This window comes from Streptomyces sp. JLBG701, from assembly GCF_058544905.1.
Genome location: NZ_CM178588.1, coordinates 2,129,996 through 2,143,624 on the forward strand (window position 1 = coordinate 2,129,996; position 13,629 = coordinate 2,143,624).

Below are 13,629 nucleotides of genomic sequence, written 5' to 3' on the forward strand. Positions count from 1 at the left end.
GACGAGAACCGACTCATCATGCCACGGCCGTGACTTGGCGGACCACGAGCACGGTGGCGTCGTCGGTGGCCCGGCCGTACTCACGATGGACCACGGCGGCGATGATCGCCGGATGATGGTCCAGCAGGCGCGGGTGGTCCTCCAGGCTCCAGGCGGAGCGGATGCCGTCGGAGACCAGGATGAGGGTCGATCCGGGCTCCCACGGGCCGTGCTGAAGGCGGACGGTGGGAATGGGCAGTTGGGTGCCGAGGGTGCCGGGACGGTCCAGCAAGTGAACGGACCGCGTGCCGGTGACGACCCGTCCGGTGATGTTGCCGACCGCCGCGTAGACGAACTCGCCGCGCCCGGGGTCGATCAGACACGCGCCCAGGACGCCGCCGCGGGTGGCACGCATCGCCTCGTGGGTGCGCCGGACGAGCCGGTCGAGGTCGGTGACGACAGCGCCTCCGAAGGTGGTGATCGCGGCGCGGGCCGCTACGGCGGCTCCCGGGCCGTGGCCCAGTCCATCGACGACCAAGGCGGCTGTCCGTGAGCCGGGCGCGACTGCCCAGGCGTCCCCGGACTCGCCGTCGCCGCCGAGGGGCACGTTGACCCCGCCAAAGCGCCAACCCGCGTGCCCGGCCGGTACAGGGACGCCAAGCCGAGCGTAAACGACGGTGCCGCGGCGGGTGGCGTACCAGTCGAACTCGGCGGCGTTCCGCCTGACGACATTCAGCCCCGCCTTCAGACCGCCCCCGCGGGACGAGGGCGGCGCTACGGGCGAGGCCGCCCCGGCCGACGGGGCGAGTGCAGCGGCAGTCATACCCGGGCCATGGTCGACGGACAGCAACTCGATCCCGACCCCGGCCTTCCGGGCCAGCACATACCCGCCCGGATGGGCGTGCCGGAGCAGATTGGTGCCCAGCTCGGTGGCCACCAGCTCGGCCACTCCCGGGCGCAGCGCGTGCTGTCCGGCGGCCATTCGGGCCACCGCACGGCGCAGGGCGCCGACGTCCTCCTCTGCCGCGACGGCATAGCGGCGGTGTTCGCTCTCGCTCAGGGCCGCCACACCCATACCACCCTCACCGCTGCCATTTCACGATCACCACGGTCGTGCCCGACTCGGCGGCGGAGGTGAGGGTCATGTCGTCCACCAGCCGCCGCGCTCCCGGCAGGCCCAACCCCATGCTGCCCCGGGTGCTGAAGCCGTCGGTCAGCGCCGCCTCGATGTCCTCGATGCCCGGACCGTCGTCGGCGAACGTGGCCCGCACACCCCGCCGACTCTGCCGGTGTACCTGCTCGACGGTGACCCGGCCACGGTGGTCGGTTGCGTAGTTGAGGATGTTGCGGGCCAGCTCGCTGCCGGCCGTGATCAGCTTGGTCGCGTCCACCAGGTTGAGCCCCACGGCCTCGGCCTCGGTGCGCAGCACCTTGCGGACGCGGATCAGGTCGGACTCGTCGACGATGTCGAAAACGGACGGTTCCCTGTCCGTCACAGCACCAGCGGCGGTCACGGGCGGTCCGTACCGGTATCGGCGCGTCGCAGCCGCTCCAGCAGGGCCAAGCCCTGTTCGGCGTTGAGCGCGGTGTCCAGATGCCCCATCGGCACGCCGAGTTCCACGAGGGTGATGGCGACCGCCGGCTGGATCCCCACCACGGCCGCCTGTGCGCCCAACAGCCGGACCATTGCCACGATCCTGGCCAGTACCCGGGCGATGAACGAGTCGACCACGCTCAGCCGGCTCACGTCGATGAGCATGCCCGACGCACCGGTGCGCGCGACCTCCCGGGTGAGCTGCTCCTCGATCTGGATCACCGTGGTGTCGTCCAGGTCGCCGTGCAACGCGACCAGCAGCGTGTTACCGATCTTCATGACCGGAACCACGTCCTCGGTCACCGCGACTCCCCCGACGTCAGCGCCCGGGCGGCCGCCGCTGCGGTCCCGGCCCGCTCGGCCAGCACCGCCAACGCCAGCTGCAAGGCGTCCTGCAACGTGTTACGGGAGCGCAGGCGCCCCATGTCGATGCCCAGATGCACCATGGACTGGGCCGTCTCCGGCCGCACCCCGCTCATGATGCTCACCGTCCCCATCAGGGCGGCCGCCTGCACCGTCTTCAGCAGATGCTGGGCAACCTGGGTGTCGATGGTGGGCACCCCGCTGATGTCCAGGATGGCCACCTCGGCCTGGGTCTGCGCGATCTTCTCCAGCAGCCCCTCAGTCAGCCGGGTGGCCCGTAGCGTGTCCAGCGTCCCGATGATCGGCAGCGCCAGCACCTTGTCCCACACCTGGATCACGGGCGTGGACAGCTCCAGGATCTCGTCGCGCTGCCGTAGCAGCCTCTGCTCGGTCTCCCGGCGCTCGGTGACGTCCCGGATGGCCGCCGCCACGAGCTGTCCTTCGGCGGTCTGCAGTGGGCTCAGGCTGATCTCGACGGGGAACTCGGTCCCATCCCGGCGCATCCCGGACAACTCCAGCCCCGCGCCCATCGGCCGCAGCCGGGGATCGGCGAGGAAGCCGGAGCGATGGCCGACATGGCGGTCGCGGAACCGCGCCGGCACCAGCACCTCGATCTCCCGGCCCACCAACTCCTCGCGCTCGAAGCCGAACAGCGCCTCCGTCTGCCGGTTGACCAGCACGATCCGCGCGTCCTGTCCCACGATCACCATCGCGTCCGGGGCCGACTCCAGCAGGCCGTGGAACAACGACTCAGCCCGCGCGCTCTCCGTAACGTCCCGGAAGACCTCGACGAAGCCGGTCACCGTCCCGTCCTCGCCGCGCACCGGCGTCAGGGCGATGTGAGCGAGGAACCGCTTGCCACCCTTGCCGACACGCCAGCCCTGGAACTCCCGCCGCCCGTCCTGGCAGGCGGACTCCAGTTCCTGCTCCATCAGCCCGGCGCCGCGGTCGTCTTCGGTGTGCAGAACCGACACCGAGCGACCCACGATCTCGGGCTCCGTGTAGCCGGTCATCACCTGGGCGCTGCGGCTCCAACGGACCACCTCACCGCCCGGCCCCAACTTGACGACGGCATGGTCCGTGACCGCGTCCAGCATCGCCTCAAGATCACGCAGGCTCGCCTGCGGATCCCGGCCGCCTCCCGGTGGCGTCGTCATGGCCCGCCCCGCCCTTCCGTATCGCCCATCCCCGAGCCGGGTACCTTCCCTGGTGGCCCCCTGATCCCGGCGCGGCCGATGCTACCCGCCCCCCCCACCGCAACCGATCAGGGCACCCGGCACACCGAACCGCTCAACGGCCGCGCACCGCAGACCACGACGTCGGCGCAGGCGAGGGCGCCGGGCGCTGCCCCGCACCGCGCATCCAGGACAGACAGGATCCCAAAAGGGATTCTCACGACCATTCGCCCCGCCCGGACGCCCCCGACACCTACGCCGGCCACCCCAAGACCGCGTGCATACGCAAAGAGCTCCTGCTGGACGTGCTCGCCGCCTTCCACACCGGCCACGTCCTCCGCCACACCTACAACGACTGGAAAACCAGCGGATCAACGCCCTCAGCGCGCTCCGAACTCTCGGTACCGCTACTCCCACCGAAACAGTCGACACCCTCGCCCGAGCTTCTCAACGCCCTCCCCTACTTGGCCCACCATCTAGCCGACACCCCCGAACAGCTGCAACGACACTTGTTCGAATCAACCCAGCTCACCGCCCGCCTCACTGACAACGACGTCTCCTTCCAGATCACCTTGCCGGGGCACCAGTGCCCAGCCAGTGCCTCGGCGACCCTCACGGATGCCGGCCCGTGCTCATGCGTGGCCACGACCTCCGTTCAAGTGCGCCCGCCCCACCGTGTCCGGGATCCTGCCAGTCCGCCGCCAACAGGCCAGAACGGCAGAGCCCGTCCACCGACAAGGGCCACAACGTCGCGCTCACCGCGTCCGCCCCGCAGAGCGAACTCGCGCTGACGCACTTAGGAGGCGTACCTGGCCACCGACGCCACCGCCAGCGCACAGCCGCACCGCACCCAGACTCTGTTGCTGAACACGGGGCCGGTGATCAGGCTGTGAGTGGGTGAGCGAGTCGGGTGAGTCGGCTGTTCCGTGGGCGTCGGGACTGGTCGGTCCAGTGGGCGTCGAGCCGGATGGCGTTGATGGCCGTGTGGAGTAGGTGTGCTGGAGGCTGGTCTTGGTCAGGCCGCGGTAGCAGGCCCGGCGTAGGTCGCTAACGTCGAGGGCCTGGTTGATGGCGCCCTCGACCCCGGCCCGGAGGGGGTACTGGCTTGGGGGTGTGGGTGTGTTCAGGCAACGGGGCCGAGCCGGTCACCGTAGAGCGCACCGGACTTCCAGCGGAGCGCTTCGCGGCCTCACCCTCCGAGAGCGAGCACCACGGAAAGCGTCGGCGTCCGGTCCACCGCCTCGCCGAAGACGTCGACGGCGGTCTCCCACTCGTCCGGCCGCGCCTTGGCGTACGGTCGCCAGTTCCGTACGACGACCAGCAGCCCCTGCTCGACGGCACCCTCGGGCCACACGGTGTGGTCGGAGAGGCTGTCGGCGAGAGCGTCCCAGTTGCGGCCGAACCAGTCGGGCAGCCCAAGGGCCCGGGCGCAGCGGTCCATCAGGCCCGCCTTGTCCGTGACTCCGTCGAGGTTCAGCGTGACCGCGAGCTCTGTCATCTCAGCACCGTCCTGAACGATTCGTAGTGATCACTGTGTAGTAGATCTCGCCGCCCTGCCCGGTGACAATGCGCCGGGGTCCGCGATCGCGTGAGCCCGGCGTGGTGACGGTGTATTCGTGGTAAATCCGCCCCACCCTTCTGACCTGGGCTTATGAAGGTCAAAACGGCTGTGACCTGCTAGGGCGCGTCGCAGAGGCGATCGGAGGCAGTCATGAGGAAAACACTCTGATTCGACCCCTATTCGACCCCGATTCGGGGTGACGGTGACCGACCGGTCCGGGATCGCGGCGAGTGAGGTTTTCTCACTGAAGATCACTTCCAGTGGCAGTTGAGAGCGAGGGCTTTGAGACCGCCGTGGGTTGGCGGGCGGACGGGTCGAGAATCCCGTTGAGATCGAACACCACTACGGATTCGTGCGTGCGCTTGACGGGATCGACTTCCGCGTCGGCCCCGGAGAGGTCGTGGGCCTGCTGGGAGATAACGGTGCCAGCAAGTCGACGTTGCTGAACGTGATGTCGGGTGCACACCGTCCGACGCACGGCACGATCGTCGTCAACGGTAAGACGCGCACCTTTCACGCTCCGAACGATGCTGCCGCCGCCGGGATCCAGATGGTCTACCAGGACCTGTCCCTGGTGGACCCCCAGGACATAGCGACCAACCTGAATCTCGGTCAGGAGATCCTCTACCGGGGCTCACTCGGCTGGCTCGGGTTCGTCAATCGCAAGGCGCAACGTCGTCATGCGGAGGAGCAGCTCGACAGGCTCGGTGTCCGCACCGCGCCGATGATTCGCCCGGTGGAGCTTCTGTCGGGCGGTCAACGCCAGGCCATCGCCTTCGCGAGGAGCGCCATTCGAGTCGCCGGCGAATCACACGGAGTCCTCCTGCTCGACGAGCCCACGGCGGCGCTCGGGTATGAACAGACGCGTCAGGTCGAGAACTTGATCCGAAAACTGTCCGAGCAGGGAACAGCAGTCGTCGTTGTCTCGCACGACCTGCCCCTGTGCTACGAGGTCACCCACCGCATGGTGATCCTCAACCGAGGACGCAAGGTCGCAGACATCCGAACAGCGGAAGCAGACCGTGATCATGTAGTCGGCTGGATCACTGGATCCCGTCCCTCGATGTTCGGCCCGTGACAGGTGAGCTGGTCGATGAACGGGACGGCTGTGGCCTTGTTCAGCAACCGCCAACTCCCAGGATGAGACTCCCCAGCCCTCCAAAGAATTGCCGTTTACTGCGCAGAAGACCCACCGTCCTTGGCGTACGGAAAGGGGCCGTCCTCGTCGATGAGCGCGAGGGTCTACCGTGCCTCGGCGGGGAGTTGGGACTCCTCGACCGTGGCCGGGCCGACGGCCGAGGACGGGCTTGTCGAGGTGGCGGCGTCCGTCGACGAACACCCGACCGGCAGCAGGACCAGACAGACGAGCAGTACTCGGGAGACGAACCGCAGCAGCATGTCGCCGATGCTGCCACGGCCGTCCCGTCGCCGACCTGCGGCGATGGGCCGTCAGGGGCCGTCTGGATCCGTCCGGTTGAGCGCCGGCTTCGGCGGCGGCCCGGCCGTCATCAGCGCGTCCGCGGCCGACGTGTCCGTCACCAGGCTGGTGACAAGACCGGACCGCAGCACCGCGTCGATCGCCGCGGCCTTCCGCTGCCCGCCCGCGATCGCGACGACCTCGGGGACCCGGCGGAGCTGGTCGGCCTTCACGGTGATGCACCGCTCGCCCAGATCCCGCCCGACCCGGCGGCCCTCGGCGTCGAAGAGGTGCGCGGAGGTCTCGGCGGCGACACCGAGGGTCGCGTAGTGCGCACGCTCGTCGTCGGTGAGCATGTCGTACACCGTCGAGATGCCCGGCTCCCAGGAACCGATGGAGACGCAGGCGACCGTGACCTTGTCGAAGTACTCGAAGGCCCGGGCGATCCCGGTCTGGTGGCGCAGCGCCTCCGCGGTGGCCGCGTCCGGCAGCAGCATGGGGGCGTAGATGGGGTGGGCGTCGCCGCCCGACACCTGGGCGGCCCGTCTGACCGCCTCCACCGAACCGCGCTCGGCGGTCCCGGCGTCGTACACACCCGTCAGCTGCACCACCGTGCACGGCGGCAACCGGTCGAGGGAGGCCGCCATGTGAATGGTGGACCGACCCCAGGCGAGGCCGAGCACATCGCCCTCGTTGACGAGCTCGCCGAGCAGGTCGGCCGCCACCTCGCCGAGGTTCTCGGGGTCGGGCGAGTCCTCGGCCTCGGCCGGCGACTCGACCACGACAGCGTGCCTGAGGCCGTAACGGGCGCGCAGCGCATCGGAGCGCTCCGCGTCCAGTTCGGCCGGCACACGGATCTCGATGCGTACGAGATCCCGTTCGAGGGCGGTCTCCAACACCCGGGCCACCTTGAAGCGGCTGACGCCGAACTCCTCCGCGATCTGGATCTTGGACTTGCCCTCAAGGTAGAAGCGGCGGGCCATGGCCGCCGCCTGCACCAGCTCTGCGGGTCCCATCCGCATGGCTGACCGGCCCGCCGACATACCCGACACGGCGATCTCCTCACTGCTGTTCACACTCTGGATACGCCGTTCATCCTCGCAGATCCGGCGGACTTGATCAGCCCTGAACGAAGCCGTTCACGTTCCCTTGGTTCAGTGGTCGCACGCCCAGGTCGCATTGGCCGTCGCCGCGTCAGCCTGCGTGCGTAGTGCACGTACCGCCTCGGCCGGGTCCGATGCCCCGTACACCGCCGAGCCGGCGACGAAGACGTCCGCGCCCGCCTCGGCGCAGCGCTCGATGGTGGAGGCCGAAACCCCGCCGTCGACCTGGAGCCAGAGTTCAAGGCCGTGCTTGCTGATCAACTCGCGGGTCCGGCGAATCTTCGGGAGCATGATGTCGAGGAACGCCTGGCCGCCGAAGCCCGGCTCGACGGTCATGATCAGCAGCATGTCGAGCTCGGAGAGCAGATCCTCGTACGGCTCGATGGGCGTCGCGGGCTTGAGCGCCATGGAGGCGCGGGCCCCCTTCGCCCGGATCTCGCGGGCGAGCCGCACCGGAGCGGCCGCCGCCTCGACGTGGAAGGTGACGGACGAGGCACCCGCTTCCACGTACTGGGGCGCCCACCGATCGGGGGCCTCGATCATCAGATGGCAGTCCAGCGGAGTGTCCGTCGCACGGGCCAGGGACTCTACGACCGGCACACCGAGCGTGAGGTTCGGTACGAAATGGTTGTCCATGACGTCGACGTGGAGCCAGTCGGCTCCCTCCACCGCCTTCGCCTCCTCGGCGAGGCGGGCGAAGTCGGCGGACAAAATGCTGGGGTTGATCTGCGCGGCCATGACCCAAGCCTGCCATGCCCGCCGGGGGTTGGCGGCATGGGTCCGTCACGGGTACGGTCGTTTGTCCGATTCAGGCGGTCTGTGGCTGATCGCGCCCCGCGGCGGAGCCGCATATCGGCACAGACCCGCGCCCCTTCCGGGGCGCGTCCATCACGGGGGTCGGTATGAACGGCAAGCAAGGGATCGCTCACCTCGTCTGCGGGCGGCGTGCCAAGTGGGTCGTACTGGGGTTGTGGGTGGTGCTGCTCTTCCTTACGGCACCCTTCGCGTCCAAGCTCACCGACGCCCAGGACAATGACGCCGCGTCCTGGCTCCCGGGTTCCGCCGAGTCGACCCAAGTCCTCCAGATATCCGAGGACTTCAGGCCTGAGCAGATCCCCGCCGTGGTCATCTACGCGCGCGAGGGCGGCCTCACCGCCGCCGACCGGGCCCAGATCGAGGAGAACGTCGGCCAGGTCAAGGAGCTCAGCGCCCACGGCATCCGCGGCGCCGAGACCACGGGCCCCGTCTACGACCGTGAGACCGACCCCCGCGCCGCCCAGATCCTGGTTCCGATCACGATGGACGAGCAGGGCTGGGAGCGGATCGCGCCCGCCGTCGACTCGATCCGGGACATCGTCGGCAAGGGCGGCGCCGGTCTGGCCGTGCACATCACGGGCCCCGGCGGCACGTCCGCAGACTTCTCCGAGGCCTTCGAGGGCATCGACTCCACCCTGCTGCTCTCCGCGATGGCCGTGGTCATCGTGATGCTGCTGCTCACCTACCGCAGCCCGACCCTGCTCGTGGTGCCGCTGCTCGGGGTGGTCGCGGCCCTGTTCACCGCACAGGCGCTGATCTACTTCCTGGCCGAACACGCGGGCCTGACCGTCAACGGCCAGAGCGCCGGCATCCTCACGGTCCTCGTCTTCGGCGCGGGGACGGACTACGCCCTGCTCCTGGTCGCCCGCTACCGGGAGGAGCTGCGCCGACACGAGGACCGGCACGAGGCGATGGCGCTCGCCCTGCACCGTGCGGGCCCGGCGGTGATCGCGTCCGGCGCGACCGTCGTCCTGAGCATGTTGGTGCTGCTGGCCGCCGAGATGAACTCGACGAGGGGCCTCGGCCCGGTCGCGGCGATCGGGGTGGCGGTCGCCCTGCTGGCGATGATCACCCTCTTCCCTGCCCTGCTGGTGATCTGCGGTCGCTGGATCTTCTGGCCGGTGATCCCGCATTTCGGCTCGGCGGACCCGACCGAGAAGGGCATCTGGGCCCGCATGGGCCGGCGTATCTCCGGCAACCCGCGCGTGATCTGGGGCGCCACGGCCGCGGCTCTGGCCGTGTGCGCTCTGGGCCTGATCCAGCTGCGCGCGGAGGGCATCAGCAACGCGGACGCCTTCACCGGCAAACCGGACTCGATCGTCGGCCAGGAGGTCTCGGCACGCTACTTCCCGGCGGGCACCGGCGACCCGCTCGTCATCGTCAGCAACCAGGCACAGGCTCAGCAGGTCGGCCAGGCGGTCGCCGAGACCCGCGGAGTCGTGCCGACGTCGCTCGGCCTGCCGCCGAACACGAAACCCTCCTTCGAGGGCAAGGTGCTCTTCGAGGCCACGATGACCGCCCCCGCGGACAGCGAGGCCGCGAAACAGACCGTGGAGCGCGTCCGGGACGCCGTGCACGCGGTGCCGGACGCCGACGCCCAGGTCGGCGGCGGTACAGCGGCCCTGCTGGACATGGACAGGGCGACGACCCACGACAACGTCCTGATCATCCCGCTGGTGCTGGTGGTCGTGTCGCTGATCCTCTGCGCCCTGCTCCGCGCCCTGATCGCCCCGCTGCTGCTCATCGGCACGGTGATCCTGTCGTTCGCGGCGGCCCTGGGCATCAGCGCGCTCGCGTTCCGGCACGTCTTCGACTACGCGGGCGAGTCGACGGACTTCCCGCTCTTCGTCTTCGTGTTCCTGGTCGCCCTGGGCATCGACTACAACATCTTCCTGACCACCCGCATCCGCGAGGAGGCGATCCGCCAGGGCACCCGACCCGGCGTGGTGACGGGCCTGGCGGCGACCGGCGCGGTCATCACCTCCGCGGGCCTGGTCCTGGCCGGCACCTTCGCCGCCCTGGGCACCCTCCCGATGGTGGCCTTCGCCGAGATCGGCTTCACGGTCGCGCTGGGCATCCTCCTGGACACCTTCATCGTGCGATCGGTGCTGGTCACGTCCCTGTTCCTGGACGTCGGCCGCAAGGTGTGGTGGCCGCACCGCCTCTCCCACGAGGACGGCGGCACGCCGGCACCGACCGAACCCGGAACGAAGGTCAGCCAGTCCGGCGGATGAGCGCCAGATACATCGCGTCGGTCCCGTGCAGATGCGGCCACAGCTGTACGTCGGGACCCTCGCCCAGCTCCGGTACGCCCGGCAGGAGGGGGCGGGCGTCGACGAGTTCGGCGTGCGGGTGCCGCTTGAGCGCGTCGTCGACGACGGCCCGGGTCTCGGCGAGGTGCGGCGAGCAGGTGGCGTAGCCGACGATCCCGCCGACCCGCACGGATTCGAGCGCGGTGTGCAGCAGGTCGCGCTGGAGCGGCGCGAACCCGTCGAGGTCCTCGGGCCGCCGCCGCCAGCGTGCCTCGGGCCGCCGGCGCAACGCCCCGAGCCCGGTGCACGGCACGTCCATCAGCACGCGGTCGAAGGAGCCCGCCCGCCACGGCGGCCGGGTCCCGTCGGCGGCGATGACCTGATAGGGCCCGGGGTTACCACGCAAGGCCTTCTCCACCAGCCCGGCCCGATGGGGCTGCTTCTCCGAGGCGAGCAGCACGGCCCCGCGCTCGGCGGCGAGGGCGGCGAGCAGCGCGGCCTTGCCGCCGGGCCCGGCACACCCGTCGAGCCACCTCTCGTCGCGCCCCTCGACCGGCGCGTTGGCCAGCGCGAGAGCGACCAGCTGACTGCCCTCGTCCTGCACACCGGCCCGGCCCTCCTGCACGGCCTCGATCGCGCCGGGCTCCCCGCCCTCGCTGAGCCGCACGGCGTACGGCGACCAGCGCCCCGGCACCGCGGCCTCCTGGTTGAGCAGCTCCTCGGTGGTGGAGCGCCCGGGCCGGGCGACCAGGGTCACCTCGGGCCGCTCGTTGTCGGCCGCCAGCAGCTCCTCGATCCCGGCCCGCCCACCGCCGAGCGAGTCCCACAGCGCGGAGACGACCCACCGCGGATGCGAGTGCACGACGGCGAGGTGGTCCTCGGGATCCTCGTCGTAGGGCGGCGCGACCTGCGCGATCCACGCGTCGAGATCCTGCTGCGCGACCTTCCGGAGCACGGCGTTCACGAACTTGGCCCGCCCGTCACCGAGGACGACCCGGGCGAGCTCGACGGAGGCGGACACGGCGGCATGCGTCGGAATCCGCGTCCCGAGGAGCTGATGCACCCCAAGGCTCAGCACATCCAGCACCGGCGGATCGACTTCCCGCAGCGGCCGGTCGACACAGGCCGAGATGACAGCGTCGTACGTCCCCTGCCGCCGCAGCGTCCCGTACACCAGCTCGGTGGCGAGCGCGGCGTCCCGCCCGTCGAAGTCGCCCTTCTCGCGGGCCTTCCGAAGCAACGGCGGCAGCACGAGGTTGGCGTACGCGTCCCGCTCGTCCACGGCCCGCAGGGCCTCGAAGGCGAGGAAACGGACGGGGTCCTTCTTGGGCCGCCGGTAGGGCTTGCCGGGCTTCTGGGGCCGACGGGGCTGCTCGCTCACGAAAAAGGTGCTCCGGGTGTGGGATGTGGCGCGCTGAAGTGCGCCGAAGTGCGCATTCCAGCGTACGTCGTGAAGGGTGGACCGGCAGTGCCGCGGATCAGCGCCCGAGAGTGTCCCCGTCGGCGGTCCGCACCCCGCGCGCCCAGTCCGCGGCCCGCATCGGCTTCTTGCCCTGGGCCTGCACCCACAGCAGCTCGACGGCGTACGAGCCGGTGCCGACGTACACGTTGTTCTTGCCGACGGAAAGCACACCGGGAGCGAGGTCGTCCCGGTCCGTCACGGGAGCGACCTGGATGAGCTTGAGCCGCTCACCGCGGAAGGTGGTCCAGGCACCGGGGGCCGGGGTGCACCCGCGCACGACGCGGTCGACGCGCAGGGCGGGCGTGCTCCAGTCGACTTGGGCATCCTCGACGGTGATTTTCGGCGCGAGGGTGATCCCGTCGCCCGGCTGCGGTACGGCTTTGAGGCTCCCGTCCTCGATCCCGTCCATGGTGGCGGCGAGCAGTCCGGCGCCGGCGAAGGCGAGCCGGGTGAGGAGGTCCCCGCTGGTGTCGGTGGACCGAATGGCCTCCGTCACCGTGCCGTAGACGGGCCCGGAGTCGAGTCCCTCCTCGATGAGGAAGGTGGAGGCCCCGGTGATCTCGTCGCCCGCCATGATGGAGTGCTGCACGGGAGCGGCGCCACGCCAGGCGGGCAGCAGCGAGAAGTGCAGGTTGACCCAGCCCTGGGCGGGAACGTCGAGGGCGACGCGGGGCAGCAGGGCCCCGTACGCCACGACGGGACAACAGTCGGGCCCGATCTCCCGCAACCGCTCCAGAAACTCCGGATCCCGCGGCTTGACGGGCTTCAGCACTTCGATCCCGGCCTCCTCGGCCCGCTCGGCCACCGGACTCGCGACCAGCCTGCGCCCACGCCCGGCGGGAGCATCGGGCCGCGTGACAACGGCGGCCACCTCGTGCCGCCCGGAGGCGATCAGAGCGTCCAGTGCGGGAACGGCGACCTCGGGGGTACCGGCGAAGACGAGCTTCATGGGTGGGTGCGGGCCTCTCGGTCGGTGTCGGCTGGGGGCAACGCACAAGTGTATGGCGAGGCGCGGCCGCCGACGGCGAGGAGCCCCACGGGAGAGGCCGAAGGCCGAGGCGCGACCCCCCCGCCGGGGGCGTACGCATATGCCCATACGCCCCCACTGCGTGACCAGCGGAGCGCACACGCGTTGGTCAAGGAAGAGTTGACCACAACGGGCCGCGATCGCGGCCCGATCCTTTTCAACGCCGGTTCGAGAGGCTTGTTCATGGCCGAACACGCAACCCACGACGCCCAGGCTCGGGCCAGCCTGCACTTGCTGGTGCGGGACATCGAGCGGGTCCGCCGGCAGGTGGACGCACTGCGCACGCTCACCGCCCAGCTGGGCAACGTCTACCGCCCGCGCCGCTCCGGCCCCTCCGCGGGCTTCGTCGTCTACGGACGCGCCCCCGCCCCGACGGTCCGTCTCGCCCAGGAGCTGCGGGACAGTGTCGAGACCCTGGTCACGGCCGCAGTCGACTTCGACCGCTCGCTCGGCTTCTCCTGGGACGCCGTGGGCTCGGCACTCGGGGTCACCAAGCAGGCGGTGCACCGCCGTTACGGTGCCCGCCGCGCCGCGACCCAGGCAGCGGCCGAGACCGAGCGGGCCACGGACACGACGGCCACCCGCCCGGTCGCCGTCACCACCGGCATCTCCACGGTGCCGACGGTCCCCGCGGCCCGCTCCATGCCGACCCAGCCGACGGCAGGCAGCCCGACCTTCCGGGACGAGGTCAGGCCGACGGCTTTCCCGGGCCCACGCAACGGCTGACCCGATATTCCTTTGCCTGCCTCCCGGACGAAGACCGGGAGGCAGCTGCATGTACGGACAGCCGCCAACGGCGAGGACCTCCGCGGGAGGGGTCCCCTTCGCATCCGATCATCCGACTGGAAACGGGTGGTGCGCGGGTGGGAGACAACCGAGG

The 13,629-nt window shown here is 70.3% G+C and carries 13 protein-coding genes and 1 pseudogene; 3 read left to right on the forward strand and 11 right to left on the reverse strand.

Going from position 1 to position 13,629, the window contains the following annotated elements:
* Positions 1 to 16: 16 nt before the first annotated feature.
* The 6 genes and pseudogenes from AC5DRG_RS09760 to AC5DRG_RS09785 all read right to left on the reverse strand — a co-directional run.
* Positions 17 to 1,048, reverse strand: a complete 1,032-nt coding sequence (locus AC5DRG_RS09760) for a SpoIIE family protein phosphatase (RefSeq protein ID WP_491809602.1) — start codon at positions 1,046 to 1,048, stop codon at positions 17 to 19.
* A 13-nt stretch (positions 1,049 to 1,061) separates the two neighbouring features.
* Positions 1,062 to 1,475 (reverse strand): ATP-binding protein, encoded by a 414-nt coding sequence (locus AC5DRG_RS09765; RefSeq protein ID WP_491809603.1) that lies wholly within the window; start codon positions 1,473 to 1,475, stop codon positions 1,062 to 1,064.
* A gap of 14 nt (positions 1,476 to 1,489) precedes the next feature.
* Positions 1,490 to 1,876 (reverse strand): STAS domain-containing protein, encoded by a 387-nt coding sequence (locus tag AC5DRG_RS09770; RefSeq protein WP_491809604.1) that lies wholly within the window; start codon positions 1,874 to 1,876, stop codon positions 1,490 to 1,492.
* Entirely contained in the window at positions 1,873 to 3,093 is a 1,221-nt protein-coding gene (locus AC5DRG_RS09775) for a PAS domain S-box protein (protein ID WP_491809605.1), read from the reverse strand. Before AC5DRG_RS09775 ends, AC5DRG_RS09770 begins: the two co-directional genes overlap by 4 nt.
* 1,207 nt (positions 3,094 to 4,300) lie before the next feature.
* Positions 4,301 to 4,609 carry a barstar family protein gene (locus AC5DRG_RS09780; RefSeq protein ID WP_491809606.1) on the reverse strand — a complete coding sequence of 103 codons (309 nt, stop codon included), beginning with the start codon at positions 4,607 to 4,609 and terminating at the stop codon, positions 4,301 to 4,303.
* A pseudogene (locus AC5DRG_RS09785) lies at positions 4,606 to 4,733 on the reverse strand (ribonuclease domain-containing protein); the annotation flags it as partial. The gene AC5DRG_RS09780 and the pseudogene AC5DRG_RS09785, both read right to left, overlap by 4 nt.
* A gap of 237 nt (positions 4,734 to 4,970) precedes the next feature.
* Here AC5DRG_RS09785 and AC5DRG_RS09790 point away from each other — a divergent pair.
* A complete protein-coding gene (locus AC5DRG_RS09790) occupies positions 4,971 to 5,750 on the forward strand; it encodes an ATP-binding cassette domain-containing protein (protein WP_491809607.1) in 780 nt (259 codons plus the stop codon).
* A gap of 164 nt (positions 5,751 to 5,914) precedes the next feature.
* Here the strand turns inward: AC5DRG_RS09790 and AC5DRG_RS09795 are convergent, their stop codons facing one another.
* From AC5DRG_RS09795 to rpe, 3 genes are all read right to left on the reverse strand, one after another.
* Positions 5,915 to 6,070, reverse strand: coding sequence for a hypothetical protein (locus AC5DRG_RS09795; protein WP_491809608.1), 156 nt, complete (start codon positions 6,068 to 6,070; stop codon positions 5,915 to 5,917).
* A 51-nt stretch (positions 6,071 to 6,121) separates the two neighbouring features.
* Positions 6,122 to 7,165 (reverse strand): sugar-binding transcriptional regulator, encoded by a 1,044-nt coding sequence (locus tag AC5DRG_RS09800; RefSeq protein ID WP_491809609.1) that lies wholly within the window; start codon positions 7,163 to 7,165, stop codon positions 6,122 to 6,124.
* A gap of 78 nt (positions 7,166 to 7,243) precedes the next feature.
* The gene (rpe, locus tag AC5DRG_RS09805) at positions 7,244 to 7,930 is read right to left on the reverse strand and encodes a ribulose-phosphate 3-epimerase (protein WP_491809610.1); all 687 of its coding nucleotides are present in this window, start codon (positions 7,928 to 7,930) and stop codon (positions 7,244 to 7,246) included.
* Positions 7,931 to 8,094: 164 nt separating this feature from the next.
* Here rpe and AC5DRG_RS09810 point away from each other — a divergent pair, with 164 nt between their 5' ends.
* On the forward strand, positions 8,095 to 10,242 hold the full coding sequence (locus AC5DRG_RS09810; protein WP_491809611.1) for an MMPL family transporter: 2,148 nt from the start codon (positions 8,095 to 8,097) through the stop codon (positions 10,240 to 10,242).
* Here AC5DRG_RS09810 and AC5DRG_RS09815 read toward each other — a convergent pair.
* Both AC5DRG_RS09815 and fmt read right to left on the reverse strand, forming a co-directional pair.
* On the reverse strand, positions 10,223 to 11,641 hold the full coding sequence (locus tag AC5DRG_RS09815; protein ID WP_491809612.1) for an RsmB/NOP family class I SAM-dependent RNA methyltransferase: 1,419 nt from the start codon (positions 11,639 to 11,641) through the stop codon (positions 10,223 to 10,225). The two genes, AC5DRG_RS09810 and AC5DRG_RS09815, sit on opposite strands and share 20 nt — an antisense overlap.
* 97 nt (positions 11,642 to 11,738) lie before the next feature.
* Entirely contained in the window at positions 11,739 to 12,671 is a 933-nt protein-coding gene (gene fmt, locus AC5DRG_RS09820) for a methionyl-tRNA formyltransferase (RefSeq protein WP_491809613.1), read from the reverse strand.
* Positions 12,672 to 12,932: 261 nt separating this feature from the next.
* Between fmt and AC5DRG_RS09825 the strand changes: the two genes are divergently transcribed.
* Positions 12,933 to 13,475 (forward strand): hypothetical protein, encoded by a 543-nt coding sequence (locus tag AC5DRG_RS09825; RefSeq protein WP_491809614.1) that lies wholly within the window; start codon positions 12,933 to 12,935, stop codon positions 13,473 to 13,475.
* Positions 13,476 to 13,629 lie beyond the last annotated feature (154 nt).

What these genes read in the sequence shown, in the direction of transcription:
- fmt (WP_491809613.1), bottom strand. Translation starts at nt 12,671, where the DNA reads ATGAAGCTCGTCTTCGCCGGTACCCCCGAGGTCGCCGTTCCCGCACTG.
- AC5DRG_RS09775 (WP_491809605.1), bottom strand. Translation starts at nt 3,093, where the DNA reads ATGACGACGCCACCGGGAGGCGGCCGGGATCCGCAGGCGAGCCTGCGT.
- AC5DRG_RS09825 (WP_491809614.1), top strand. Translation starts at nt 12,933, where the DNA reads ATGGCCGAACACGCAACCCACGACGCCCAGGCTCGGGCCAGCCTGCAC.
- rpe (WP_491809610.1), bottom strand. Translation starts at nt 7,930, where the DNA reads ATGGCCGCGCAGATCAACCCCAGCATTTTGTCCGCCGACTTCGCCCGC.
- AC5DRG_RS09780 (WP_491809606.1), bottom strand. Translation starts at nt 4,609, where the DNA reads ATGACAGAGCTCGCGGTCACGCTGAACCTCGACGGAGTCACGGACAAG.
- AC5DRG_RS09795 (WP_491809608.1), bottom strand. Translation starts at nt 6,070, where the DNA reads ATGCTGCTGCGGTTCGTCTCCCGAGTACTGCTCGTCTGTCTGGTCCTG.
- AC5DRG_RS09810 (WP_491809611.1), top strand. Translation starts at nt 8,095, where the DNA reads ATGAACGGCAAGCAAGGGATCGCTCACCTCGTCTGCGGGCGGCGTGCC.